Annotated in this window: 24 protein-coding genes and 1 tRNA gene; 13 read left to right on the top strand and 12 right to left on the bottom strand. The window is 70.4% G+C overall.

Annotated elements, in window-relative coordinates; all coding sequences use genetic code 11:
- Positions 1–35: 35 nt before the first annotated feature.
- The 3 genes from OG844_RS30625 to OG844_RS30635 all read right to left on the bottom strand — a co-directional run bounded on the left by OG844_RS30625 (position 36) and on the right by OG844_RS30635 (position 4,636).
- A complete protein-coding gene (locus OG844_RS30625) occupies positions 36–2,570 on the bottom strand; it encodes an ABC transporter permease (protein WP_406394637.1) in 2,535 nt (844 codons plus the stop codon).
- Between the two features lie 59 nt (positions 2,571–2,629).
- Positions 2,630–3,451: an ABC transporter ATP-binding protein gene (locus tag OG844_RS30630; protein WP_406394639.1), complete on the bottom strand. Its 822-nt coding sequence runs from the start codon at positions 3,449–3,451 to the stop codon at positions 2,630–2,632.
- 165 nt (positions 3,452–3,616) lie between these two features.
- A complete protein-coding gene (locus tag OG844_RS30635) occupies positions 3,617–4,636 on the bottom strand; it encodes a LacI family DNA-binding transcriptional regulator (protein ID WP_351177856.1) in 1,020 nt (339 codons plus the stop codon).
- Between the two features lie 221 nt (positions 4,637–4,857).
- Between OG844_RS30635 and OG844_RS30640 the strand changes: the two genes are divergently transcribed.
- The 8 genes from OG844_RS30640 (at position 4,858) to OG844_RS30675 (ending at position 14,195) form a co-directional block, all read left to right on the top strand.
- Positions 4,858–6,591, top strand: a complete 1,734-nt coding sequence (locus OG844_RS30640) for an ABC transporter substrate-binding protein (protein WP_406394641.1) — start codon at positions 4,858–4,860, stop codon at positions 6,589–6,591.
- Positions 6,592–6,682: 91 nt separating this feature from the next.
- Positions 6,683–7,678 (top strand): ABC transporter permease, encoded by a 996-nt coding sequence (locus OG844_RS30645; protein WP_329210276.1) that lies wholly within the window; start codon positions 6,683–6,685, stop codon positions 7,676–7,678.
- A complete protein-coding gene (locus OG844_RS30650; protein ID WP_406394643.1) occupies positions 7,675–8,583 on the top strand; it encodes an ABC transporter permease in 909 nt (302 codons plus the stop codon). Before OG844_RS30645 ends, OG844_RS30650 begins: the two co-directional genes overlap by 4 nt.
- Positions 8,584–8,587: 4 nt before the next feature.
- Entirely contained in the window at positions 8,588–9,532 is a 945-nt protein-coding gene (locus tag OG844_RS30655; protein WP_406394645.1) for an ABC transporter ATP-binding protein, read from the top strand.
- On the top strand, positions 9,532–10,425 hold the full coding sequence (locus tag OG844_RS30660; protein ID WP_406394647.1) for an ATP-binding cassette domain-containing protein: 894 nt from the start codon (positions 9,532–9,534) through the stop codon (positions 10,423–10,425). The genes OG844_RS30655 and OG844_RS30660 overlap by 1 nt, the downstream gene beginning before the upstream one ends.
- Positions 10,422–12,827, top strand: a complete 2,406-nt coding sequence (locus OG844_RS30665) for a glycosyl hydrolase 2 galactose-binding domain-containing protein (protein ID WP_406394648.1) — start codon at positions 10,422–10,424, stop codon at positions 12,825–12,827. The genes OG844_RS30660 and OG844_RS30665 overlap by 4 nt, the downstream gene beginning before the upstream one ends.
- A gap of 248 nt (positions 12,828–13,075) precedes the next feature.
- Positions 13,076–13,162 (top strand) — tRNA-Leu (locus tag OG844_RS30670).
- A gap of 145 nt (positions 13,163–13,307) precedes the next feature.
- A complete protein-coding gene (locus tag OG844_RS30675; protein ID WP_406394650.1) occupies positions 13,308–14,195 on the top strand; it encodes a Bax inhibitor-1/YccA family protein in 888 nt (295 codons plus the stop codon).
- A gap of 99 nt (positions 14,196–14,294) precedes the next feature.
- Here OG844_RS30675 and OG844_RS30680 read toward each other — a convergent pair whose 3' ends face one another.
- Positions 14,295–14,525 carry a DUF4287 domain-containing protein gene (locus OG844_RS30680; protein ID WP_329210289.1) on the bottom strand — a complete coding sequence of 77 codons (231 nt, stop codon included), beginning with the start codon at positions 14,523–14,525 and terminating at the stop codon, positions 14,295–14,297.
- 100 nt (positions 14,526–14,625) lie between these two features.
- Between OG844_RS30680 and OG844_RS30685 the strand changes: the two genes are divergently transcribed.
- Positions 14,626–14,943 (top strand): hypothetical protein, encoded by a 318-nt coding sequence (locus tag OG844_RS30685; RefSeq protein ID WP_406394652.1) that lies wholly within the window; start codon positions 14,626–14,628, stop codon positions 14,941–14,943.
- 37 nt (positions 14,944–14,980) lie between these two features.
- On the opposite strand, the gene OG844_RS30690 is transcribed toward OG844_RS30685, so the two are convergent.
- The 3 genes from OG844_RS30690 to OG844_RS30700 all read right to left on the bottom strand — a co-directional run bounded on the left by OG844_RS30690 (position 14,981) and on the right by OG844_RS30700 (position 18,591).
- On the bottom strand, positions 14,981–15,841 hold the full coding sequence (locus OG844_RS30690) for a hypothetical protein (RefSeq protein WP_406394654.1): 861 nt from the start codon (positions 15,839–15,841) through the stop codon (positions 14,981–14,983).
- A gap of 264 nt (positions 15,842–16,105) precedes the next feature.
- Positions 16,106–17,326: an acetyl-CoA C-acetyltransferase gene (locus OG844_RS30695; RefSeq protein ID WP_406394656.1), complete on the bottom strand. Its 1,221-nt coding sequence runs from the start codon at positions 17,324–17,326 to the stop codon at positions 16,106–16,108.
- Positions 17,327–17,541: 215 nt separating this feature from the next.
- Positions 17,542–18,591, bottom strand: coding sequence for an SGNH/GDSL hydrolase family protein (locus tag OG844_RS30700; protein ID WP_406396320.1), 1,050 nt, complete (start codon positions 18,589–18,591; stop codon positions 17,542–17,544).
- Between the two features lie 155 nt (positions 18,592–18,746).
- Here OG844_RS30700 and OG844_RS30705 point away from each other — a divergent pair, with 155 nt between their 5' ends.
- Positions 18,747–20,150, top strand: a complete 1,404-nt coding sequence (locus OG844_RS30705; protein ID WP_406394658.1) for a cystathionine beta-synthase — start codon at positions 18,747–18,749, stop codon at positions 20,148–20,150.
- A gap of 411 nt (positions 20,151–20,561) precedes the next feature.
- Here OG844_RS30705 and OG844_RS30710 read toward each other — a convergent pair whose 3' ends face one another.
- On the bottom strand, positions 20,562–20,987 hold the full coding sequence (locus OG844_RS30710) for a hypothetical protein (protein WP_406394660.1): 426 nt from the start codon (positions 20,985–20,987) through the stop codon (positions 20,562–20,564).
- A gap of 153 nt (positions 20,988–21,140) precedes the next feature.
- Here OG844_RS30710 and OG844_RS30715 point away from each other — a divergent pair, with 153 nt between their 5' ends.
- From OG844_RS30715 to OG844_RS30725, 3 genes are all read left to right on the top strand, one after another.
- A complete protein-coding gene (locus OG844_RS30715; protein WP_406394662.1) occupies positions 21,141–21,947 on the top strand; it encodes a maleylpyruvate isomerase family mycothiol-dependent enzyme in 807 nt (268 codons plus the stop codon).
- Positions 21,948–22,192: 245 nt separating this feature from the next.
- A complete protein-coding gene (locus tag OG844_RS30720) occupies positions 22,193–23,041 on the top strand; it encodes a MurR/RpiR family transcriptional regulator (RefSeq protein WP_406394664.1) in 849 nt (282 codons plus the stop codon).
- A 141-nt stretch (positions 23,042–23,182) separates the two neighbouring features.
- Positions 23,183–23,722 carry a hypothetical protein gene (locus OG844_RS30725; RefSeq protein ID WP_406396322.1) on the top strand — a complete coding sequence of 180 codons (540 nt, stop codon included), beginning with the start codon at positions 23,183–23,185 and terminating at the stop codon, positions 23,720–23,722.
- Between the two features lie 10 nt (positions 23,723–23,732).
- On the opposite strand, the gene OG844_RS30730 is transcribed toward OG844_RS30725, so the two are convergent.
- The 4 genes from OG844_RS30730 to OG844_RS30745 are packed head-to-tail and all read right to left on the bottom strand — an operon-like array spanning position 23,733 to position 25,865.
- Positions 23,733–24,107, bottom strand: a complete 375-nt coding sequence (locus tag OG844_RS30730) for a hypothetical protein (RefSeq protein ID WP_329210304.1) — start codon at positions 24,105–24,107, stop codon at positions 23,733–23,735.
- Positions 24,108–24,157: 50 nt separating this feature from the next.
- On the bottom strand, positions 24,158–24,622 hold the full coding sequence (locus OG844_RS30735) for a roadblock/LC7 domain-containing protein (protein ID WP_406394666.1): 465 nt from the start codon (positions 24,620–24,622) through the stop codon (positions 24,158–24,160).
- Positions 24,623–24,660: 38 nt separating this feature from the next.
- Positions 24,661–25,467, bottom strand: a complete 807-nt coding sequence (locus tag OG844_RS30740; protein ID WP_383803490.1) for a transcriptional regulator — start codon at positions 25,465–25,467, stop codon at positions 24,661–24,663.
- Entirely contained in the window at positions 25,464–25,865 is a 402-nt protein-coding gene (locus OG844_RS30745) for a hypothetical protein (RefSeq protein ID WP_406394668.1), read from the bottom strand. The genes OG844_RS30740 and OG844_RS30745 overlap by 4 nt, the downstream gene beginning before the upstream one ends.
- Positions 25,866–26,029 lie beyond the last annotated feature (164 nt).

Here is a 26,029-nt window from a genome sequence, read left to right on the forward strand (position 1 = left end):
CGAGTCGTGGACACCGGCCCCTCCGTATGATGCCGCTACTCCGTCTTGATGGCCGTCAGCATGTTCAGCTTCGCGGCGCTGCGGGCCGGCCAGAGCGAGGCCAGGACGCCGACCAGAGCCGCGAGCACCAGGAAGATCCCGATGCGGTCCCAGGGCAGGACCAGCGCGTAGCCCGGGATGCTGCTCCGGATGGACTCGCCGATGGCCCAGCCGAGGAACGAGCCGAGGCCGATGCCGATCAGCGCGCCGAAGACGGAGATGACCACGGCCTCGAGCCGGACCATCCGCTTCACCCGGCGCCGGTCGAGACCGATCGCGCGCAGCATGCCGATCTCGTGCTGCCGTTCGAAGACGGACATGGCGAGGGTGTTGACGACGCCGAGGACGGCGATGATGAGCGCCATCGCGAGCAGGCCGTACAGGATGTTCAGCATCAGGTTGATCGTGCCGCCGAACTCGTCGCGGATGTCCTGCTGGTCCATCACCCTGATGGCGGGGTTCTCGCCGAGGGCGCCGAGCACGGCCTTCTCGTTGGCCGCGGTCGGGCCGCCGTCCATCTTCACGAAGATCTGCGGGATGTACGGCTTCACCTCGTGCGGGTTCACGACCGACGTGGAGACGAGGACGGGGGAGAGGAACTCACTGTCCTTGAAGACCGCTCCGACCGTCAGGGTGCCCCTGCTCTTGTCGTCGAAGGTGACGGGCAGGCTGTCGCCGACCTTCCAGCCCCTGTTCTTGCTGGTCTTCTCGGCGACGGCGATCTGTCCCTTGCCGAGCGAGCCGATGCCGCCGCTGACGACCTGGACGTTCAGGACCTTCTCGATGGCGCCGGGAGTCACTGCGGAGGCCGAGGCGAACTCGCCGTCGATGTCGAGGTAGGAGGACTGCTGCGGCGAGACCGCGACGGCACCCGGGGCCTTCTCCAGGGCGGTCAGCGCGGACTGGTCCAGGTCACCGCCGCTCGCCATCGAGACCATGTAGTCGGCCTTGATGTTGTCCGTGGTCATCTTGTCGAGTGCCGCGCCGACCGTGACACCGAGCACCGAGAGGCCGGTGACGAGGGTCAGGCCGATCGCCAGCGCCGAGGCGGTGGCGCCGGTGCGGCGCGGGTTGCGGACCGCGTTCTGTCCCGCCAGCTTGCCGGCGACCCCGAAGGGGCCGACGAGCAGCGGGCGGATGGCCGCGATGACGGGCCGGGACAGCAGCGGGATGAGGACGATGATGCCGATCAGCGCGAAGAACGCGCCCGCCGCGATGAGGATCCGGCCCTCGTCGCCGCCGCGGTCGGCACCCGCCACGATGCCCACGGCGCCGATCGCGGTGATGACCGCGCCGATGGAGTTCCGTACCACCAGCGACTTGGTGGTGGCCACCGCGTGGACGCTGCTCATCGCCGCCACGGGCGGGATCTTCGCTGCCCTGCGGCCGGGCAGCCAGGCGGCGAACATCGTGATCAGCACGCCGACGGCGAGTGCGGCGAGCACCGGTGTCGCCGACAGCACCAGCGGTCCCCCGGGCACCTTCATGCCGAACGCTGCCATCCCCGAGCGCAGTCCGACCGCCAGCCCGATACCGAGGGCGAAACCGATCGCCGAGGCGATCACGCCGACGATCGCGGCCTCCACGAGCACCGAGCGGGTGATCTGTCGGCGCGAGGCTCCGACGGCGCGCATCAGCGCGAGTTCCTTGGTGCGCTGGGCGACCAGCATCGAGAAGGTGTTGGAGATCAGGAATACGCCGACGAAGAGCGCGATGCCGGCGAAGCCCAGCAGGACCTGCTTGAGGGCGCCGAGGCCCTGCTCGATGTCCTTCGCCTGCTCGTCGGCGAGCGCCTGGCCGGTCTTCGCCTCGGCGCCCTCCGGCAGCAGCGGTTCGACCGCGTCGAGGATCTTCGCGTCGTCGGCGCCGGGGGCGGCCGTGACGGTGAGCTCCTGGTAGAAGCCCCGCTTCAGGTACTGCTCCTGGGCCACAGCCGTCTCGAAGAGCACGAGGCTGCCGCCCGCGTTCACCTCGCCGTCGTCGGTGGTGAAGACGCCGCTGAGGGTGAACTCCTTGACCGGCCCGTTGGTCGCGACCCGGACCCGGTCGCCGACTGTGTACTTGCCCTTGGCGGCGGTGCCCTCGTCCAGCGCGATCTGACCGGCACTCAGCGGGCCCGAGCCGTCGGTGAAGACGTAGGCGGCGTCCTTGCCGTCCTTGCCGGGGGCGAAGTTGGAGCCCTTGGGGCTGCCGAACGTGCCGCCGATGAGCTTGCCGTCGGGGTCGGCGACCCCGGCGAAGCCGTCGACACGGCCGTGCACGGCCGTGACGCCGTCCAGCCCGGCGATCCTGTCGAGGGTCTCCTGCGAGAGGCCGGGCTCCTTCTCGGCCGAGTTCGGGTCGCCGTACGAGGTGACGGCGACCGCGACGTCGTCGTAGCTCTTCGCGGACTGGCTGCGGAAGGCGTGGGAGAGGGTGTCGGCGAAGACCAGGGTGCCGGAGACGAAGGCGACGCCGAGCATGACGGCGAGCACGGTCATCAGCAGCCTGGCCTTGTGCGCGAGCACGTTGCGCAAGGCGGTACGGAGCATGGTGTTGTGTCCTGGGATGAGGTCGGGAGGAGGGGGACGGGCAGCCGGCTACCAGCGGGTCAGCTGGTGCGCCCCTTCGCGTCGAACGCCTTCATCCGGTCGAGGACCCCGTCCGCGGTGGGGTGCATCATCTGGTCGACGATCGCGCCGTCCGCGAGGAAGATCACGCGGTCCGCGTAGGAGGCGGCCACCGGGTCGTGGGTCACCATCACCACGGTCTGGCCGAGTTCGCGCACCGAGTTGCGCAGGAAGCCGAGCACCTCGGCGCCGGAGCGGGAGTCGAGGTTTCCGGTCGGCTCGTCACCGAAGATGATCGCCGGCTGCGAGGCCAGGGCGCGGGCCACCGCGACGCGCTGCTGCTGGCCCCCGGAGAGCTCGGTCGGACGGTGCTTCAGCCGGTCGGAGAGGCCCACCATGTCGATGACCTTCTGCAGCCACGCGGCATCCGGCTTCCGGCCGGCGATGTCCATCGGCAGGGTGATGTTCTCCAGCGCCGACAATGTCGGCAGCAGGTTGAACGCCTGGAAGATGAAGCCGATCTTGTCCCGGCGCAGCTGCGTCAGCTGCTTGTCCTTCAGCGATCCGAGTTCGGTGTCGCCGATGCGCACGGATCCGCTGCTGAAACTGTCCAGACCGGCCACGCAGTGCATGAGCGTGGACTTGCCGGAGCCCGACGGGCCCATGATCGCGGTGAACTCGCCCTGCGGGAAGTCCACGGTCACCCTGTCCAGGGCGACCACCTGGGTCTCACCCTGGCCGTAGACCTTCGACAGCTCCGTGGCGCGGGCGGCGACCGCGGTGGTGCGGTGAACGGTGGTGGAGGTCACAGGGGTACTCCTGGTTCGGGCGACGATGCGGCGGGGTTCGCGGGACCCCTCCATCGTCGCCGCCGAATCGCGCCCGGACGTCAGCCCCCGTACCGGTTCCTGGGGCCCTCTTGAGTCGCACCGGCGGGACCGCGGCGTACTCCTCGGGTATGACACCGACCCTGACGGCGTCCGTCCTCAGCGGGGCGGAGACCCGTCACGAGGGGACGGGGCGGCCGGTCAGCGGGGCGGCGCGGTCGACCCGCGGGGCACCAGCCGGGCCGCGGAATCCTCGAATCCGGGTGCCGATCCCTCCGCCACCATCGCCAGCAGGGTACGCGCCGCATGGGTGCCGTACGCGGGGATGTCGCGGCTCAGCGCGGTCAGCGGCGGCCGGACGACCCGGGACAGCTGGGAGTCGTCCCAGGCGACGAGCGAGAGGTCGGCGGGCACGTCGAGTCCCATCTCCTGGGCGACGGAGAGCCCGGCGACGGCCATGATGTCGTTGTCGTAGATGACGGCGGTCGGCCTCCCGGGCGAGCTGATCAGCCGCCGTGTCGCGTGGGCGCCCTCCTCGCCGGAGTAGTCGGTGTGCACCACCACCGGTTCGTCCAGGCCCAGTTCCGCGGAGATCTCGTGCTGGGCCCGGTCGCGCATCCGGGTGTGGATCAGGTCGGGCAGTCCGGCGACCCGGGCGATGCTGCGATGGCCGAGCGCGCTCAGATACGTGAGGGTGTCCCGCAGTGCCGCGGAGTCGTCCGACCACACGGGGGTGAGCCTGCCGGCCGCCGAGGGATGGCCGATCACCACGGCCGGCATGCCCAGTTCGGCGACGCCCTCGATGCGCGGGTCCGGTGAGCGCACGTCGGCGAGGAACACCCCGTCCACCCGGCCCTCGCCCCACCAGCGCCGGTACATCTCCAGTTCCTGCGCGGGGTCGGTGACGACCTGGAGGAGCAGGGCGCAGCCCCGGGTGGCCAGCTCGGTCTCGATGCCGCTGATCAGCTCCATGAAGAACGGCTCGACGCCGAGCATCCTGGCCGGCCGGGACAGGGCGAGGCCGACGGTGTCCGCCCGCGCGTGGGTCAGTGCGCGGGCCGCACTGTTGGGCCGCCAGCCGATCTCCTGGGCGATGGCCTTGATGGACGCACGGGTCGCGGGGGAGACGCCGGGGCGGTCGTTCAGTGCGTACGACACCGCGACCTTGGAGACCCCGGCCCGGCGCGCGATGTCGGCGATCGTGGGGCGGTGCTTGGACATGCGACCTCGCTTAACCGGTTCGTGTTCGGAGGTCATCCTAACGGCAGCTCCCTGACCTGTGTCTTCCCCTTCCCGGTCTAGACCCCTCGGCGATCGCCCGAAAAAAGTGCAATGGGAGCGCTCCCGCACCCTTGACACGGCCCAGGGGCCCCCATACCTTCACGGCACTTACCCGGTTCAGTAACTCCGCTCGGCAGGGACGGCGGGGAAAAGGAGGGGCTATGGGTACGCGTACCCGGGTGCGGATCACCGTCGCACTCGCCGTGTTCGGACTCGCCGCGACCGCGTGCACGGGGGGCGGTTCGTCGTCGGGCGGCTCCACCGGGCCCACCGGCAAGGGCGGCGCACTGCCGCGCAACGAGACGCTGTACACGACCGGCACCCAGTGGGGGCCGCCGGCCAACTACAACCCGCTGCGCAACTGGGACCACGCGACCGGCACCAAGGGCCTGGTCTACGAGACGCTGTTCCACTTCGACCCCAACGAGGGCGAGCTGACGCCCTGGCTCGCGGAGTCGGGCAGCTGGACCGGTGACAAGACGTACGACGTGAAGCTGCGCCAGGGCATCACCTGGGCGGACGGCAAGCCGCTCACCGCCAAGGACGTGGCGTACTCCTACGGCCTCGGCAAGATCGAGGCCTCCGCCTTCCACTCGCTGTGGAGCTGGCTCTCCGACGCGAAGGCCGTCGACGCGACGACCGTCCGCTTCACCTTCAAGGAGGCCCGCTACCAGGAGTGGGACTTCACCCTCTACGGCCAGCCGATCGTCCCCGAGCACGTCTGGAGCTCGCGCACCGATGAGGACATCCTCAACGGCGTCAACGACAAGCCGGTCGGCACGGGCGCGTACAAGCTCAAGAGCAAGTCCCAGGACCGGGTCGTGTGGGAGCGGCGCGAGGACTGGTGGGGCACCGAGGCGCTGAGCATGACGCCCGCCCCCCGCTACATCGTCGACGTCTCCAACCCGAGCAACGAAGTGGTCATCGGCCAGCTGGGCCAGGGCCAGCTGGACCTCAGCAACAACTTCCTGCCCGGAGCGTCCTCGCTGATCAAGAGCAAGAAGGTCGTGTCGTACTACGACGAGGCGCCGTACATGCTCTCGGCCAACACCGCCTGGCTGGTGCCCAACACCACCAAGAAGCCGATGGACGACGCCGCCTTCCGCAGGGCACTCGCCGCGTCCGTCGACACCGGGAAGATCGTCAAGGGGGTGTACGGAGACCTGGTCAAGCCCGCCAGCCCGACCGGTCTCCTGCCGCAGTGGGAGCAGTTCGAGGACAAGGCCCTCATCGCCGAGAAGGGCTTCACGCACGACGTCGCCGCGGCGAAGAAGGAACTCGCCGACGCCGGCTACAAGGACAAGAACGGTGACGGCCTCGTCGAGAACAAGGACGGCTCCGCTCTCAGCCTGAAGCTGGCCGTGCCCTCCGGCTGGACCGACTGGATGGAGGCGGCCAAGGTCATCGCCGCCGGCGCCAAGGAGGCGGGCATCAAGGTCAGCACGGAGTTCCCCGACCAGAACGCGCTCAACGAGCAGCGCGGCAAGGGCGACTTCGACCTCGTCATCAACAACGAGCGTCAGCTGTCCAGCACCCCGTGGACGTACTACGACTACATCTTCCAGATGCCCGTCCAGAAGCAGCAGAACACGGTGAACTTCGGGCGGTACGAGAACCCGGAGGCCTGGAAACTGGTGCAGGAGCTGGGCGGGGTCAAGACCGATGACGTCGCTGGCATGAAGACCGCCATCTCCGAGATCCAGGACATCCAGCTCACCGAGATGCCCATCATCCCGCTCTGGTACAACGGCCTCTGGTCGCAGTCCACCAGCGGAACCTGGAAGAACTGGCCGTCGGACGCCGCCGGAGCCCCCAAGACCGCACCGGCCCTCTGGCGCAACTGGCTCGAGCTGGGCGGCTTCGAGACGCTCACCCAGCTGAAGCCCGCCAAGTGACACGGCAGTTCTGACTCGACGACCGCCCCGCCGTGCGCACGCCCACCTGACCGGTGAGCGCACGGCGGGGCTCTCCACCAGGGGAGCACCCTTGCGCCGCTACTTCGCACGCAAACTTCTCGTCTACGCACTGACGTTCGTCGTCGCCGTCACCGTCAACTGGATGATCCCGCGCTTCATGCCCGGTGACCCGGTGGCGGCCATGGTGGCCCGCGCCCGGGTCTCGCAGCCCGAGGCCGCAGAGGCGATGCGCACCTACTACAACAACCTGTTCGGCTTCGACGAGCCGCTGTGGCAGCAGTACCTGCACTTCTGGGGAGCCCTCCTCCAGGGCGACTTCGGCATCTCCATCTGGGTCTTCCCCACGCCCGTCGGCGACGTCCTGCTCGACGCGCTCCCGTACACCCTCGCGCTGATGATCCCGTCGGTGCTGCTCAGCTGGTTCGTCGGCAACTGGATCGGCGCGCTCTCCGCCCGCCGCAAGGTCCTCGACAACACCGTGCTGCCGGCCGGCTATCTGCTGACCGCGATGCCGTACATGTGGATCGCCGTCATCCTCGCCTGGGCGCTCGGCGCGAAGGCCGGCTGGTTCCCGCTGTCGGGCGGCTACAGCCTCGACATCCAGCCCGGCTGGAACGCCGACTTCGTACTGGACGCGCTGCACCACTGGGTGCTGCCGTTCCTCTCGCTCTTCCTGGTCGCGCTCGGCGGCTGGGCCATCGGCATGCGCAACATGATCATCTACGAGCTGGAGTCCGACTACTCCTCCTATCTGGCGGCCCTCGGCGCACCGCAGCGCCTCATCCGCCGCTACGCCTTCCGCAACGCCGTGCTGCCCCAGGTCACCGGCCTCGCCCTCCAGTTGGGCGTCCTGGTCGCCGGAGCGCTCGTCACCGAGATCGTCTTCGCCTACCCGGGGCTCGGCTCACTGATCCTCGCTTCCATCCAGAACCAGGACTTCTTCCTGCTCCAGGGGGCGTTCCTGTTCATCGTCATCGGCGTACTCATCGCCAACTTCCTCATCGACATCGTGTACGTCGTCGTCGATCCCCGCACCCGTACGGGCATGGCAGGAGGCACCTCATGAGCACACTGCCCGAGCCGGTACCCGAGACCGCCGTGACGGCGGAGCCGCCCGCAGCCGAGCCCGGCAGCGAGTGGCTGCACTACGCGGTGCGCAACCCGAAGCTGATCATCGGCGCCGTCGTCGTCGCGATCCTGCTCGCCGCAGGCGTCATCGGCCCGATGCTGCTCGACAACGGCAACCCCAACGAGTACGTCGGCCCCCAGGCCTCCGCACCCGACGGCACGTACTGGATGGGCACCACCACCTTCGGCCAGGACGTGTACGCGCAGTTCGTGCACGGGCTCCGCGCCACGTTCCTGGTCGGTGTCGTCGGTGGTGCGATAGCCGCCGTCATCGCCATGCTCGTCGGCTTCCTCGCCGGCTACCGGGGCGGCCTCGTCGACGAGGTCCTGAACATGCTCACCAACGTCGTCCTGGTGATACCGGCCCTCGCGGTCCTGCTGATCATCAACGCCTACATGGGGGTGCGCAGCGTCGCCGTGCAGGGCCTGTTCATCGGCCTCACCTCGTGGCCCTGGGCGGCCCGGGCGATCCGGGCGCAGACGTTCTCGCTGCGCACCCGGGAGTTCGTGGACCTCGCCCGGCTCAGCGGGAGCGGCACCTGGCGGATCGTCTTCCGCGAGATCGCGCCCAACATGAGCTCGTACCTCTTCATGATGTTCATCCTGCTCTTCGGCGGGTCCATCCTCATCGCCTCCTCGCTGGACTTCATCGGGCTCGGTCCGACCGAGGGCGTCTCGCTCGGCCTGATGCTGCAGAGCGCCCAGCAGTGGAGCGCGCTCCAACTCGGCATGTGGTGGTGGTTCATTCCGCCGGGCGCCGGGATCACCGCGATCGTCGGCGCCCTCTACGTCGCCAACGTCGGCCTCGACGAGGTCTTCAACCCGAAGCTGAGGGAGTCGTGAACGCATGACCCTGACCGTCAACGACCTGCGGGTCCACTACCGCACGCTGCGTGGCGAGGTCCGGGCCCTGGACGGTGTCAGCTTCGACCTGGCGGACGGCGAGATCCTGGGCCTGGCGGGCGAGTCCGGCTGCGGCAAGACCACCCTCGGCAAGTCCCTGATCCGGCTCGACGGCCGGATGCGGCACGTGGGCGGCACCGTCACCCTGGACGGCGACGAACTGCCGCTGTCCGACGACCGCGCGATGAACGCCTACCGCTTCCACAAGATCTCGCTCGTCCCGCAGTACTCGATGAGCGCGCTGAACCCGACCCGCCGCATCGGCCGCATGATCCGCGAGCTCCTCGCCTCGCGCGGCGTCGGCGTCGACACCGGCGAACTGCACCGCCGGCTGGCCCTCGTGGGCCTGGAGCCCGATGTCCTGGACCGCTACCCGATCGAGCTCTCCGGCGGCATGAAGCAGCGCGCCGTCATGGTGATCTCCACGCTCCTGGACCCCTCGGTCCTGATAGCCGACGAGGTCACCTCGGCGCTGGACGTCTCCAACCAGCAGGCCGTCGTCGGCGCCCTCACCGGGCTCCGCGACAAGGGGCTGGTCACCAGCATGATCTTCGTGACCCACGACCTCGGACTGACCTCGCACATCGCCGACTCGATCATGGTGATGTACGCGGGCAAGCTCGCCGAGAAGGCGCCCACGAAGGCCCTGACGGCCGAGCCCCGCCACCCGTACACCAAGATGCTGATCGGCTCGCTGCCCCAGGTGGGCGCCCGGTACAAGGACAAGCCGCTCAGCGGCATCGAGGGATCGCCGCCCTCCCTGCTGAACCCGCCGGCCGGCTGCCGCTTCCGCGACCGCTGCCCCCTCGCCGACAGCCGGTGCGAGCAGGAGCCGCCCGTCGTCGAGATAGCCCCCCGCCACACCGTCGCATGCTGGAAGGCGGCCTGATGCTGACCCTCGACCGTGTCACCAAGACCTTCCGGGCCGGTGCCTTCGGCGGCGGTTCCGTCACCGCCGTCGACCGGGTGTCCTTCGAAGCGGCACCCGGTGAGCTCGTCTCCCTCATCGGCGAGAGCGGCAGCGGCAAGTCCACCATCGGCCGGATGGTCCTGGGCCTCACCGGGGTCAGCGGCGGCAGCCTCACCCTCGACGGCGAACAGGTCAAGCCCGGCAAGGACTTCTACCGCCGGGTCCAGGGCGTGTTCCAGGACCCCTTCAGCTGCTACAACCCGGTCTTCAAGGCCGACCGCGTCTTCGCGCTCGTGCGCCGCGCCTACCACCCCGGCCTCTCGGACAAGGAGTGGGCCGACCGCGTCGAGAGCGCGGTACGCGACGTACGACTGGACCCGGGACAGGTCCTCGGCCGCTACCCGCACCAGCTCAGCGGCGGCCAGTTGCAGCGTCTGCTCATCGCGCGAGCCCTCCTGCTGGACCTGCGCTTCCTGGTCGCCGACGAGATCACCAGCATGCTCGACGCCTCCACCCGCATCGACGTGCTCAATCTCCTGGCCGGCCTCAAGGAACGCGGCCTCGGCGTCCTCTACATCACCCACGACCTCTCGCTCGGCACCTACCTCGCCGAGAAGACCGTGGTGCTCCGCAACGGCCGTGTCGTCGAACGCGGCGACACGCAGAAGGTCTTCGGCAACCCGCTGCACCCCTACACCCGCACCCTCCTGGCCGCCGTGCCCCGTCTCAACCAGCCCTGGACGGCCGCCGTCCCCGTGGAGACCTGCGCCTACCACGAGGGCCCGGCGTCCGGTGACGACCTGTACGAGACCGAACCGGGCCACTTCGTCGCCTGCGCCGGGCTCCCCGACTGCGGAAGGACCCTCACGTGACCCTGCGCCACCTGCCCCTGCACGAAGGCTGGACGCTTCATGCCGACGGCCCCGTGCCCGTGGGGCTCCCCACAGGAGGCGTTCCGGCGGCCGTCCCCGGCTGCGTCCACACCGACCTGCTGGCCGCCGGACTGATCGACGACCCCTATCTGGACGACAACGAGACCCGGCTGGGCTGGATCGGCCGCACCGACTGGACGTACCGCACCACCTTCGACTGGTCCGCCGACGAGCACACGTACACCGATCTGTGCTTCGACGGCCTCGACACCGTCGCCACCGTCCTCGTCAACGGCACCGAGGCCGGCAGCACCGCCAACCAGCACCGCAGCTACCGCTTCCCCGTCCGGCCGCTGCTGCGCGAGGGCGCCAACACCATCGACGTACGCTTCACCGCCCCGTACACGTACGCCGAGGCGCTGCGCGACAAGCTCGGCGACCGGCCGGGCGCGTACACGGAGCCGTACGCCTTCATCCGCAAGATGGCCTGCAACTTCGGCTGGGACTGGGGGCCGACCCTGGTCACCTCCGGCATCTGGCGCCCGGTCGCGCTGGAGTCCTGGACGGGCCCGCGCATCGCCGGCGTGAAGGTGCTCGCCGACCTGGACGGCGACGGTGTGCCGCGCCTCGCGCTCACCCTCGACGTCGACCGGGCCGGGGACGGACCGCTGGACGCCTCGGTGGAGGTGGCAGGCGAACGGGCCGTGCTCACCGTCGCCGCGGGAGAGGACCGCGCGGCCGTCACCCTGCCCGTCCCCGGGGCGGGTCGCTGGTGGCCGCACAGCCACGGCGAGCAGCCGCTGTACGACGTCACCGTCCGCCTCGGCGACCACGCCTGGACCGGCAGGACCGGCTTCCGGGGGGTGACCCTGGAGCGCGAGGCGTTCCGCCTCTCCGTCAACGACGAGCCCGTCTTCGTGCGCGGGGTGAACTGGATCCCCGACGACTGCTTCCCGGCCCGCGTCACCCGGCAGCGGATCTCCGACCGCTTCGACCAGGCGGTCGCCGCGGGCGTCAACCTCGTCCGGGTCTGGGGCGGCGGTCTCTACGAGAGCGACGACTTCTACGAGCTGGCCGACGAGAAGGGGCTGCTGGTCTGGCAGGACTTCCCGTTCGCCTGCGCCGCGTACCCCGAGGAGCAGCCGCTGTACGACGAGGTGGCCGCCGAGGTCCGCGAGAACCTCGTACGGCTCGCCCCGCACCCCTCCCTGGTCCTGTGGTGCGGCAACAACGAGAACCTGGAGGGCCACGCCGACTGGGGCTGGCAGGACGAGCTCCGGGGCCGGACCTGGGGTCACGGCTACTACCACGAGCTGCTGCCCGCCCTGTGCGCGGAGACCGACCCCACCCGCCCGTACTGGCCGGGGTCGCCCTACTCGGGCTCCCCGGAGCTCCCCCCGAACGACCCCGCCCTGGGCACGGTCCACCTCTGGGAGGTCTGGAACCGCGTCGACTACCGCCACTACGCCGACACGGCCCACCGCTTCGTCGCCGAGTTCGGCTTCCAGGGCCCGCCCGCGTACGCCACCCTGCGCCGGGCCGTCAGCGGCCCGCTCGCCCCGGACGCCCCGCTGGTCGCCCACCACCAGAAGGCCCAGGACGGCGACGCGAAGCTGCTGCGCGGCCTGGGCGACCACCTCCCGAAGCCGTCAGGCTTCGACGACTGGCACTGGCTCACGCAGCTGAACCAGGCCCGCGCCGTCGCCTTCGGCATCACGCACTTCCGCTCGCACACCCCGTACTGCGCGGGCTCGATCGTGTGGCAGCTCAACGACTGCTGGCCGGTCGTGTCCTGGGCCGCCGTGGACGGCGACGGCCGCCGCAAGCCGCTCTGGTACGCGCTGCGCAAGGTGTACGCGGACCGTCTGCTGGCCGTACGGGACGGCGCCCTGCACCTGGTCAACGACTCGGCCCGCGTCTGGGAGGGAAACCTGCGGCTGACCCGGCACGGACTGGACGGTGCCGTCCTGGCCGAGGAGGAGATCGCGGTGAGCACGGCCGCGCGCGGCGTCACCCGCGTACCCCTCCCGCCGTCCGTCGCCCTGCCGGGGGACAGCACCCGCGAGGTGCTGGTGGCGCGGCTGGGCGAGGTGAGGACGGTCGAGTTCTACGAGGAGGACACCCGGCTCGAGCTGCCGCCTGCGCGGTACGACGTGTCGGTCACACAGGGTGACGCATCGGGCATCGGGTACCGGGTCACGGTGACGGCGCGGACACTCCTGCGCGACCTCGCCCTCTTCCCCGACCGGCTGGATCCGGCGGCCGAGGTGGACGACATGCTCGTCACTCTGCTGCCCGGCGAACGTGCGGTGTTCCATGTCACCGGTGCGGTTCTGAAGGACCCGGAGGCACTGGGATCCGGGCCGGTTCTGAGGTGCGTCAACGACGCCGTCGCACCCTGAGGTGGCGATGCCCTGGCGATCGGTGGCGCGGCCGTGGCTGATCAGCCGTTGGGGTGCGGCGAGTTTCCGTCATTCCGGTTTGCGGGGCTTCGGTCGCGCTACCCGGTCCGGGCATGTGCTGATGCTGTGCGCGCCGTCTGACGGACCCTCAAACGGTCAATAAAATAAGACAACATCGAGCCGGTGATCCGCTGTTCGAGGGATGCCCCCGGATAGGGTCTTGTGCCAACGCGGAGCCGCGCGCCCACGCCCGGGTGGTGGAATGCAGACACGGCGAGCTTAAACCTCGCTGCCTCCTCGGGGGCGTGCCGGTTCGAGTCCGGCTCCGGGCACCACCCCACAGTCGGTGGGGCCCGATCGGGCGCACAGTACTTCAGTGGTCAACTTCTCTCAAAGATCCTCCTCTGGCACTAGGGTCATTGTTTTGCCTACCCATTACTCTTGTGGCAAGGCCACGCAGGGTGGCCATGGAGGAGTGAAATGAGGAGCAGCAACCCGGTCTTCTCGCGACGGGGCTTCAGCCGCGACAACGGCTCCGCGGGCTTCGGCGCGGCGCCGCAGGCCGGGGCCCCCGCGGCGGGTGCCAACCCGTACGCGCAGGGCGCCGCCGCCAACCCGTACGCCACGAACCCCTACGCCCAGCCGGACACCCAGTACGGCGCCCCGCAGGCGCCCGCGCGCTCCGGCGCCATGACGATCGACGACGTCGTCACGCGCACGGCGATGACGCTGGGCACCGTGGTGCTCACCGCCGCGCTCTCCTGGGCCCTTCTGCCGGTCGACGAGGCCAACCTGGGCAAGTCCTACGGCATCGCCATCGGCGCCGCCCTGGTGGCGTTCGTCCTGGCGATGGTCCAGTCCTTCAAGCGCAAGCCGTCCCCGGCGCTGATCCTCGCGTACGCGGCCTTCGAGGGTGTCTTCCTCGGAGTGATCTCCAGCGCTGTCAGCACCTACATCAGCCCCGGCACGGTGATGCAGGCGGTGATGGGCACCATGTGTGTCTTCGCCGGTGTCCTCATCGCGTACAAGATGCGCTGGATCCGCGTCACCCGCCGCTTCTACGGCTTCGTGATGGCCGCGGCAGTGGGCTTCGTGCTCCTGATGATGGTCAACCTGCTGTTCTCCGTGTTCGGCGGCGGTGACGGCCTCGGCTTCCGCAGCGGCGGCCTCGGCATCCTCTTCGGAGTCATCGGCATCATCCTCGGTGCGTGCTTCCTGGCGCTGGACTTCAAGCAGGTCGAGGACGGCGTCAACTTCGGAGCCCCGCGCGAGGAGTCCTGGCTGGCGGCCTTCGGCCTCACCCTGACCCTGGTGTGGATCTACCTGGAGATGCTGCGCCTGCTCTCCATCCTCAACGGGGACGACTGACCCGCAGGATCCCTGGGGATCCCTCAGGGATCGAAGGGACGGAACGGCCCGCAGGCACTGCCTGCGGGCCGTTCCGTCTGTTGTCGGGGTGCTGCGGGGTCACAGGAGCCTTCTGGCTGCCCGCCTCAGGTCGTACTCGTGGATGATCGCTTTGGCGTGGCCGTAGGTGAGGTCGTGTTCGCTCCGCAGCCAGCTGACCTTCTCCTCGAAACGGAAGAGAGAGGGGCCGTCGTCGACGGTGCGAAGCCAGTCGGCGATGTCACGACCGGTGCATTGAGGGATCCGTGAGAGCAGGTTGCGATGGGTTTCTTCGGAGAAGACTTGAGACATCGGCGCCTCCGACGCAGTGCGCGTTGCTGGTCCTTCCCGACACCGTGCCCGACCGTCGGCCCGTTGGCAACCATCCTGCGGGGGCGCGTAGGGTCACGGCGTGCTCGATACGACGCCTCTGATCACCGCCGTGGACCGATTCGCCGACCGTTTGCGCAGCGCCCCGCAGAGCCTGCTGCAGCGCGGTGCCGCCGCCGGGGCCCTGGCCACGGCCAGGGAGCTGACCGCACGGGCCCAGCGCGCCGAGGTGCCGGACCGGGAGCCGCGCATCATGCCGGACGCCGGGATATTCGCGGTCGGTGACCAGCTCGCCGTCGCGGGCCGCGATCTGGCCGTGGCACTGGAAACGGCCTCGTCCGCAGAACTGGACGAGGCCGTGCGATTCGTCGATGCAGCGGCGGCGCGGGCGTTTTCCTGAGCCCGCGCGGGGCCGGAGCGGGCGTGCGTACCGCGTACTAGAACGAGGCGATGACGCGGTCGGCGAGGATGTAGACGTTCTCCTTGCCGCACGAGAACGTCAGCGCGTAGGCGCCGGAGACACCGGAACCACCCAGCAGCACCGGCTGCTCGCCGGCGCGCAGCGAATCGGAGAGCCGCTCGGCGGTCTCGCGGTGCCCGGGGGTCATGCAGAGCGTGGTGCCGTCGGCGAAGACGTAGACATCGAGCGTGCCGAGCGGGCCGGGGCGGACGTCGGTGAGCTCGGTACCGGTGTCGGCGAGCCGCTCCAGGCGGTTCACGGTACGCTCATGGTCAGTGACAACCGGTGTCTGCACCGGGACGAAGTCCGGGTGTGAGGGGTGGCGACGACGTGCCGCTGCCAGCTCGGGAGAGTCCTCGGCGAACTCCGCGAATTCGGAGACCTCGGGCAGATCGGTCAGCTCGATCAGCTCCTCCATGGCCTCGGTGGCTTCGAGGTCCATCGCCTCGAGGCCGGCGAAATCGGCCTGGCGGGGCATGAAGAACGGGGCGTCCTCGCCGAGGCCGGCGAGCCCGCCCAGCAGGGACGGTGCGTCGGCGGCGTCGCGCGCCTCCTGGGCGGCCCAGAAGGCACGGGCTTCGGCCAGCTCACGCTCCCGCTCCTCGGCGAGTGCGTCGGCGACCGCGGTGCGTATCTCCTCGGCGGAGGCGGAGACGGCGGCACTCCGGTTCTGCTGTTCGGGCACGGACGCGCTGAGACTCCTTCCCTCCGCCAGCTCCGTCCGCAGTGCCGCGACCTGCTTGCGCAGCCCGTGAGCGGCGTGCAGAGCAGCGGCGCCGACAGCCGTGGCAGCGGCGGTGGTCAGCAACAGGGCAAATGACATGGCGCTCACTGACATACTCCCGGTTTCAATCGACACCCCCGACTTCCTACATCAGCTTGTCCTGTACTCGTGCCTGCTGTCAGTGCATTACGTCACGAATTGGACAGGTCTTTGGGCCTGATGTTTAGCCCTGTGGCTGGTGTGACCTGCGAAAACGACTCTCCCCCGGGACGCAGATCACATCCTGGGGGAGATTCGGTCACGTTCGGGGCTCGGCCGGGTTCGGAACGGGCCCTCCGAGGGAGGGCGAAGCGCTCTCCGGGGCCCTGGGGCCCGCGTCTAGCTGAGGCGCTCGATGACCATGGCCATGCCCTGGCCGCCGCCCACGCACATGGTCTCAAGGCCGAACTGCTTGTCGTGGAACTGCAGGCTGTTGATCAGCGTGCCGGTGATCCGGGCACCGGTCATGCCGAAGGGGTGGCCGACGGCGATCGCGCCACCGTTGACGTTGACCTTGTCCAGCGGCAGGCCGAGGTCCCGGTAGGACGGGATGACCTGGGCGGCGAACGCCTCGTTGATCTCGGCCAGGTCGATGTCGTCGATGGTCAGGCCGGCGCGCTTCAGCGCCTGCTTGCTGGCCTCGACCGGTCCGTAGCCCATGATCTCGGGCGACAGGCCGGAGACGCCGGTCGAGACGATCCGGCCCAGCGGGGTCAGGCCCAGCTCGCGCGCCTTGGTGTCGGACATGATCACGAGCGCGGCGGCGCCGTCGTTGAGCGGGCAGCAGTTGGCCGCGGTGACGAGTCCGTCGGGGCGGAACACGGGCTTCAGGCCCTGCACGCCCTCCAGGGAGACACCCGCGCGCGGGCCGTCGTCCTGCGAGACAACCGTGCCGTCCGGCGTCGTCACCGGGGTGATCTCGCGCTCCCAGAAGCCGTTCTTGATGGCCGCCTCGGCGAGGTTCTGCGACCGGACGCCGAACTCGTCCATGTCCTGGCGGGTGACGCCCTTGGTGCGGGCCAGGTTCTCCGCGGTCTGCCCCATGGAGATGTACGCGTCCGGGACGATGCCGTCCTCGCGCGGGTCGGTCCAGCTCGCACCGGTCTCCTCGGCGCGGGCGGCGGTACGGGCCTCGGCCTCGGCGAAGAAGGGGTTGTGCGTGTCCGGGATGCTGTCGGAGTTGCCCTTGACGAAGCGGGACACCATCTCGACACCGGCGGAGATGAAGACGTCGCCCTCACCGGCCTTGATGGCGTGCAGCGCCATGCGACTGGTCTGCAGTGAGGACGAGCAGTAGCGGGTGACCGTACAGCCGGGGAGGTGGTCCATCCCCATCTGCACGGCGATGATGCGGCCCAGGTTGTTGCCCTGCTCGCCGCCGGGGAGGCCGCAGCCGAGCATCAGGTCGTCGATGTCCCTGGGATCCAGCTCGGGGACCTTGGCCAGCGCGGTCTGGATGATGGTGGCGGTCAGGTCGTCCGCGCGCAGGTCCTTGAGGGAACCCTTGAAGGCCCGGCCGATGGGCGAGCGGGCGGCGGAAACGATCACGGCTTCGGGCATCACGCGGCTCCATGAGGGCTGGAAGACTGGGCTGACTTGGAAGTTACCCGGACGTATGGCTGAGGTCACCCAACAGGCTGTGTGATGCGGACCTCTTTTCTAAGCAACCGCTCAGTCGCCCGGGTTGTTCCTGTGCGGGACCGCCGGTCCGCGCCACCGCCGGTCCCGCCACCGCCGGTCCGCGCCACCGCCGGGCCGCCCTCACCCCCGGGCCGTCAGGGCCGCTCCCGCGCCGGCCGCCACGTGGCCCCCGACCCGGACGGCGGCAGCCCGCCGTCCGCGGCGTCCGTGCCGGGCCGCTTCGCCGGCTCCGTGTGCGCGGGCAGCCGCCGCCGCCGGCGGTGCTTGAGCAGGGCCCACGGCGCCCGGGCCCCCGTGACCTCCGTACCGGCCTCCCGTGCCGCCTGGGAGGCCGCCTCGGCCACCGGCAGCATGTCCTCGCGCCGCGAGCCGTCGAGGTGGTCGGACTCCGGCCACAGCCCCAGCACGGCGCACAGCGTCGGCAGCATCGCCATCGCCGCCGTCGCGTACCCCTCCGCCGAGGGGTGGTAGTTGTCGGGGCCGAACAGCTCCCGCGGATTCGCCTCGAACTCGGGACCCAGCAGATCGCCCAGCGAGACCGTCCGCCCGCCCTGCTCCACCGCACCGATCGTCTGGGCCGCCGCCAACTGGCGGCTCACCCGCCGAGCCAGCCACCGCAGCGGCTGGTAGACCGGCTCGATCGTGCCCAGGTCCGGGCACGTGCCCACGACCACCTCGGCACCGGCCGTGCGCAGCCGCCGTACGGCCGTACTCAGACAGCGCACCGACTGCGTCGCCGGCATCCGATGGGTCACATCGTTCGCCCCGATCATGATCACGCAGACGTCCGGTACCCCCGACGGATCGGCCAGGACCAGCGAAACCTGCCGGTCCAGATCATCCGATCGGGCCCCGGGCAGAGCCACGTTCCGCAGATCCACCGGGCGCTCGGCCACCGCAGCCAGCCCGGACGCGAGCAGCGCCCCCGGTGTCTGACCGGCCCTGCGCACCCCCTGCCCGGCCGCCGTCGAGTCACCCAGCATCACGAACCGCAGCGGATCGGTGGGGCCCGCGAAGGCCACCCCGTACCGTCCGTTCGCACTCGGTGGGACCGGCGCCGTACCGCCGCCCACCTGCCTTTTCGCCAGCTGTACCTCCGCCAGCACCAGGCCCACCGTCGCCGCACCGATCAGCCCGACGCTACCGCCGCCGTAGGCCGCGCCCGCTGCGATCCGCCGTGCCACCCTCGCCCTCGACACAGTCCGGTCCACCTCCTCGTTGGTGTGCAGCTGTACACAGCACTACCTGCCCCGTACGGGGCGTAGCCCAATCGCTTCGTCCGATGTCCTCCCCGTACGCATAGTCTTGCCTGACCATCTCGGAGACCCCGGAGTACACGGTGCAATTCCACGATTCGATGATCAGTCTTGTCGGCAACACCCCGCTGGTGAGGCTGCGCAATGTGTCGGCAGGCATTCAGGCGACGGTCCTGGCCAAAGTCGAGTACTTCAATCCCGGCGGGTCGGTGAAGGACCGCATCGCGCTGCGCATGATCGAGGCCGCCGAGCAGAGCGGTGAACTCAAGCCCGGCGGCACGATCGTCGAGCCGACCAGTGGCAACACGGGCGTCGGCCTGGCCATCGTCGCCCAGCAGAAGGGCTACAAGTGCGTCTTCGTATGCCCGGACAAGGTGTCCACGGACAAGATCAACGTCATGCGGGCGTACGGCGCGGAGGTCGTCGTCTGCCCGACGGCCGTTGACCCGGAGCACCCGGACTCGTACTACAACGTCTCCGACCGCCTGGTCCGTGAGACGCCCGGTGCCTGGAAGCCCGACCAGTACTCCAACCCGAACAACCCGCGCTCGCACTACGAGACCACGGGGCCAGAGCTCTGGGAGCAGACCGACGGGAGGATCACCCACTTCGTCGCGGGCGTCGGCACCGGGGGCACGATCTCCGGCACCGGCCGCTATCTCAAGGAGATCAGCGAGAACCGCGTGCAGGTCATCGGCGCGGACCCGGAGGGCTCGGTCTACTCCGGAGGATCGGGACGCCCGTACCTGGTCGAGGGTGTCGGGGAGGACTTCTGGCCGAGCGCCTACGACCGTACGGTCACGGACGAGATCGTCGCGGTCTCCGACAAGGACTCCTTCCAGATGACCCGGCGCCTCGCCAAGGAGGAGGGCCTGCTGGTCGGCGGCTCCTGCGGCATGGCGGTCGTCGCGGCCCTGAAGGTCGCCGCGCGGCTCGGTCCCGACGACGTGGTGGTCGTGCTGCTGCCGGACAGCGGCCGCGGCTACATGAGCAAGATCTTCAACGACGAGTGGATGGCCGACTACGGCTTCCTGGAGGACACCGGCACCTCCGCCCAGGTCGGTGCCGTCCTCGACTTCAAGGAGGGTCCGCTCCCCTCGCTCGTCCACATGCACCCGGACGAGACGGTCGGCGAGGCCATCGACGTACTCCGCGAGTACGGCGTCTCGCAGATGCCGATCGTGAAGCCCGGCGCGGGCCACCCGGACGTGATGGCCGCCGAGATCATCGGTTCCGTGGTCGAGCGCCAGCTCCTGGACGCCCTGTTCACGCAGCGCGCCTCGCTCTCCGACCCGCTGGACAGGCACATGTCGGCGCCGCTGCCACAGGTGGGCTCCGGTGAACCGGTCGAGGACCTGATGGCCGCGCTCAGCGGTGCGGACGGCTCCGACGCGGCGATCGTGCTGGTCGAGGGCAAGCCGAAGGGCGTGGTGAGCAGGCAGGACCTGCTGGCGTTCCTCGCGAAGGACGCGACCCCGAAGGCGTAGGCCGGATTTCCGGGCTTCGCGAAACCGGTACGAGCGCGTCATGTGCGCGCAGCACCGGCTTAACACGGCTCCGGCACAGTAGTGGGTGTCGGCAGGGGAAACCCCGCCGGCACCAGATACGGCGACACGGACTACGGAGCGGCTCCCGGACCTCCACCGTCGCCAGGACGCGATACCCGGCCCTGACCCGGGAGCGCGTCCCTCGCGGGGACCGCCGTCGTCCCGCCCTCCGGGAAACCGGGGGTGCGGCGGTCCCCGCGACATATCTATGCGCGGAGATCGCTGCGATCCGTGGCACGCGGATGCGCGCAGACCGGCGGCACTCGCCCCGTAGCCCGCAGGCCGGCGGCACTCGCCCCCGTAGCCCGCAGGCCGGCGGCACTCGCCCCCGTCGCCCGCAGCCCGCAGCCGTCAGGCCTCCCAGTCGGACGAGGTCCTCTCGCGCTGCCTGTCCCGGAACCACGGCCACCCACGGGCGGCGTGGACCGCGTTCACGCCGACGATCCCGAGCCAAGCCACGACCAGCCCGTCGATCCCGGCATTCGCGACCCCGATCGCCGACAGCGGGATGGCCAGAACCAACGAGACGACCCCGAAGCCGAAGCGCTCCCCGAAGGTCCCGCTCGTCCGGACAGGCCGCGTACCGCCCCGGGCGACGACCATCTGCTGCTCGGCGAAATGCCGCCGAACCCGCCGGTCGAGGGTGCCGTCGAGCCGTTGTTCGACCTTCTCCAGGAACGAGTCGATGAGTGCGGACTCGTATTCGGGTCCCAGCTCGCTGCGGGCCTGCAGGGTCGCGTCGAGCTCTTGCTTGAGCTCGGAGTCACGGGCTTCCATGCGTCCTACGGTACGAATCGCGGGCGCCCGGGTCAGTGGGGTTAGCCCCCCTGTTTCCGCCTGTCTCCCTGCCGGGCGGGACCGCTCATCCCATGCCGGGCGGGGCCGGGCTCATCGGCGTAGCGTTGACCGGGCGAAGAGGGGAGCCGGTTCATGACCACCGCGACGCCTTCCGCCCGTACCATCCCCCGCACCTCCGAGGAGCGGGCCCGTGAGGTCAACGAGGCAGAGCTCCGCGCCACCCTGTCCACCTTCCGGGAGCTGTCCGACGAGGACTGGGAGCGTCCGACGACCTGCGCGGGCTGGACGGTCCGCGACATGCTCGCCCACATCGTCGGCCAGTACGAGGAGCTGCCCCGGCCCTGGGTCTCCGTACGGCGGGTACGGCAGGCGGGGCGGAGGCATCCGCACCTGGGCCGGCTCGACGGTCACAACGAGAGTCAGATCGAGGACAGGCGGGCCGTGCCGGGCAGGGAGCTCATCGGAGCTCTCGCCCACTACGCCCCCCAGGGCCTGCGCGCACTGCGCCGCGTGCCCGTGCCCGTCCGCCGGAAGATGCGGCTCAGCCTGCTCTACCCGGAGGCCAAGGCCCTTCCCGACGACTCGATGGATTACCTGAACCGCGTCCTCATCGCCCGCGACACCTGGATGCACCGGGTGGAACTCAGCGACGCGACGGGAGCCGAACTGCTCCTGGACGGGCATGACCGCGAGATCGTGGACCAGGTGGTGCTCGACCTCGCGCTCGCCTGGACCGGCCCCGCGGTGGAGATCGACCTCCACGGCCCCGCGGGCGGCAACTGCCTCCTCCTGGGCCTCGGTGCCCCCGCGGCGAGGCTCCGCGCGGACGCGATCACCTTCGCCCGCCATGTGTCGGGCCGCCCTCCGCGCGGGCCGCTGGAGCTGGACGGCGACGACGACGCGAAGGCGGCGCTCATGGCGGCGCGTGTCGTGTTCTGACCCCCGTGCGTGGCAACTCGGCTGTGTAGGCTGCGCGCTGGACTCCAACGAGCCCCTGGCCCTCGCGCTGCTCGGCGGACGGCCTGCCGGACGAGGTGGCCATGTGCGGCCGAGTCGCGCGCACGCCCTGAGGTGTCGCTCGACGCCGTCCCGGATGGCAGTCCTGTATATGGACATACAGTCTGCTTGCTGGCTGAATGGATTCGTCGGCGCCGTGCGGTGCGACGGATCCTGGAGGGACCAGCATGAGCGGGAGCAGCCCGGCTGCGCGGTTGCAGCGGCTCTTCGAAGGGCAGCGGCTTACGCCCACCCAGCGGCGCATCGCCCACTCCATGGTGCGGCGGGCCGCCGATGCTCCCTTCCTGTCCAGTGTGGAGCTGGCCGAGCTCGCCGGGGTCAGCCAGCCGTCGGTCACGCGGTTCGCGGTGGCGCTCGGCTACGACGGGTACCCGGCTCTCCGCAGGCATCTGAGAGACGTCGCACCGGACGGAGCGGCAGCCGGGGGCGCGGTGGAGGACACCCTCAACGAGTACCAGCAGGCCGTCCGGGCGGAGATCGAGAACCTGCAGCACCTGGCCGAACTCCTCGCCGATCAGGGCCCGGTGGAACGGGCGGGCCGGCTGCTGGCCGCATCGCGGCCGCTGCCCGTGCTGGGATTGCGGGCGGCCTCGTCGCAGGCTCGGGGGTTCGGGTACTTCGCCGCCAAGGTGCACCCGGACGTCCGCGTGCTCGACGAGGGCGGCAGCATGCTGCACGACCGGATCGACGCCGCCCGGCGGGCGGGAGCCACCGCGCTGATGTGTTTCGCGCTGCCCCGGCATCCGAGAGAGGTCGTGGACGCGCTCGCGTATGCGCAGGCGCAGGGACTGACCGTCGTGACCGTGGCCGAGTCGGCCTTCGCTCCGGTGGCCAGGCACAGCGATGTGCTGATTCCGGCCGCCGTCGGGACCGGGCTCGCCTTCGACACCGCCTGTGCGCCGATGCTGCTGGGGCGGGTGCTGCTGGAGGCTATGTGCGACGGGCTGCCGGAGGCGCAGGCCCGGTTGGAGGAGTTCGACGCGCGGGCGGCGGCGCGGGGGCTGTTCGTCGAGTAGGGATCTTCGGGCGGTCCTCGTTTTTTGATGATTCTCAGGTATCGCTCATCTGTGCCTATTAATCTCCGCGCCCAGGAAGGTCCGCAGGGAGTCGTGGAGAGGGGTACGGACGTGGGGCGCGGAGCGCAGTCGTTGGCGAGGGTGGCCGTGATCGTGCGGGCCGGGGCGGCACCTCTGTGGTGGCCGGGCCTGCTGGCGGCGGCAGCCGGGGCATTCGTACCGGGACTGACCGGGCGGCGGGTCGGGCTGCCGGCCGGAGCGGCGCTCTTCCTCGTGGCCGTGGCGGTGGTGGCTCTGCTGCGTACGGGACGGTACGCGCAGCTCGCCGAAGGGGCCGCACGGGCCGGGCGGAACGACTTTCTGCAGGACCGGTCCGTGACCGTACGGAACTGGCGGCGGGCGCACCGGTGGTGGCTGCTGGGCGCGTTCGTGGCGGCCGTGGCGAGCAGTTTCCTCGTGCCGGGGGCCGGTGGGCTCGTGCTCGCCGGGTCCGGGGCCGGGCTCTGGGCCAAGGCCGTGCGGATCGGGCGGCGGGAGCGGCGGGACGACGCCCTGTACTGGGTGCGCACCGACTGGGTGGTGCGCGGCGGGCCCGCGGGCAGGCAGGTGAAGGCGTACCGGACGACCGGGCCCGCGGCGGGCGACGCCGCGCCCGGAGGGGCGCGGCGTCGCAGCCGCTGAGGTGGGTGAGTCAGACCTCCAGTTCGGCTTCGATCTTCTTCAGCTGGTGGCGGGCCATCGCAAGGTTGGCGCGGCCCGAGTCCAGTACCAGGTAGAGGAACAGGCCGTTGTTGCCACGGGTCTTGAGCAGGCGGATCAGGTGGTACTGGCCGCTGAGGGTGATCAGGATGTCCTCGATCTCTTCCTTGATCCCCAGGTGCTCCATCGTGCGGAGCTTGGCGCGTACGACGTCGGTGTTGCCCGCTGCCGCGACATCCAGGTTGAAGTCCTTGCCACCGCCGAGGGTGCCGAGTGCCATGCCGCTGGTGTAGTCGACGAGTGCGACACCGAGGGTGCCCTCGATCGACGTCATCGCGTCCTTCAGTGACGCTTCGGTGTTGGCCATGAGTGCTCGTTCCTTTCCTGGCCGGCCCGGGCGGGCCGGATTCGTGTGTGTCAGCTGGGGTCTTGTGTGGGGCGGCGGGGGAGCGTGCGGGCCTGCGGGGCGCGTGCCGGGGGCGCGGGGCGGTCGGCGCGCTCCAGCGCGGCATCGACCACCTCACCGATACGGGCGCCCGCGCGGCGCCCCTCCAGGTGCAGCCGACCGACGTTGATGCGGTCCTCGGCCAGCAGGGTGAGGACGGCGGAGGCCCCTGCCGCGTACGTGGCGATGTAGCCGGTCTCGCCGCGGACCAGGAGTTCGCGGAAGCCGCCGCGGCCGGTGGCGTCGGCCATCCGGATGGACACACCGAGTGCGGCCGCGGTCAGCGCGGCGACACCCTCGGCCTCGATACCGGGGGTGTCCTGGGCCAGCACCAGGCCGTCGGTACTGGCCGCCAGCGCGCCGGACAGGAGAGGGACCCGGGCCCGTAACCGCTGGAGCTCGTCGAGGACATCCTGCACTTCGGCCTCGGGCACCATCAGTTGTCTCCTCCCGGCACGCTGTCTGAGCGCGCGAATCACAGGGCCTCCAATGCGTCTCTGAGCCGGCGCAACAGGGCGACGTCGGGGTCGGCCGTGACCTCGGGCAGCGTGATCCGGCCGGCCGCGGCAGCGGACGGGGCCGAGGTCCGGCGCGCCGTGCCGACCAGTCCGGCCGCCGCGAGCCGGCGCAGGTCGACCAGGATGTGGAAGGCCGAGCGGCCCAGCTCCTGGGCGATGTCCGTGGCCGTACGCGCACCGTCCACCAGGTCCAGGACACGGCGCTGGCGTGGCGGGACCGGGGCGTCGACGGGGTGCGCCGCGGGGGTGAGCGGGGCGCTGTCGGTGAGCGCGTCCGGCCAGATCCGGTCCAGCAGTTCCCGGCGCCGGAGCGTCTCGCGCTGCACGGCGTCCACGGGGACGGGGTGGACGGGGCCGATCCAGTGGGAGACCCCGTAGCGGAAGCGGGCAGGCGTGCGGGTCGGGGCCAGGGCGAAGAAGGCCGCGTCGTACAGCGCACCCAGGTGGCACAGCTCCAGCGCGCCGCCGGGCACCCGGCCGCTGTCCACGAGGTAGCGGCCGACCCGCTGTCCGGCGCCCGCCTGGGCGACCGCGTCCCACCAGCCCTCGGTGCGCAGCGCGCCGCCGGTGATGAGCAGGACGTCGATCCCGGGTGTGGCGGGGCTTTCGGCGTGGACTATCTGGCCGTCGGCGAGGTACAGGGTGCCGCGGTCGCGCATCAATGCGCCGGTTGCGCGCTCGGCCGCGAGCCGCTGGAGCATGGGGGAGGGGACCGAAGGGGCGGTCTGTTCGGCGGTGTCCGGCCGGGTGGCGGTCGGTCTCATGCCAGGACCAGCCGCTCCGCGATCTCGCCGAGTCGTATGCGGGCGAGGGCGAGGTTGCCTTCCGCGCGGTCCAGCCAGAGGTGCAGGAAGACGCTGCTGTCGAAGTCCGTCTCGACGAAACGGAGGATGTGGTAGCCGGGCGGGGTGGTGACGATGACGTCCTCGACGGCCGGTCCGGGCGGGGTGGATAAGTCCTGTGGTCGTGACTGCGCGAAGACCGGCTGCTCCGCGGCCATCCTCGCCACCTCGGCCGTCTCGGCGGCTGTCGCCTCGTGGTCACCTCCGGGCGATTCGCCGATGGTGCCGAGGGCGAGACCGCTCGTCCAGTCGACCACTGCGGCGCCCCGGGCACCGGGCAGCCTCATGACTTCGAGCAGGCACTCGTCGATTCCGGGCAACGCGGACTCCCCTCCCGACGTGGCGTACGGCTGTGATGGAGAGGCTACGCAACGTGCTTGCGGCAGGTGGGAGTTCTGGCATTTTCCACAGGTACATGCGGTCGGCCGTGTAAAGGGGCTCCGGGCGGGGCGCGCAGGCTTTCCTCCCCGGCCGGTGATGGCAC

This window comes from Streptomyces sp. NBC_00887 (assembly GCF_045207585.1).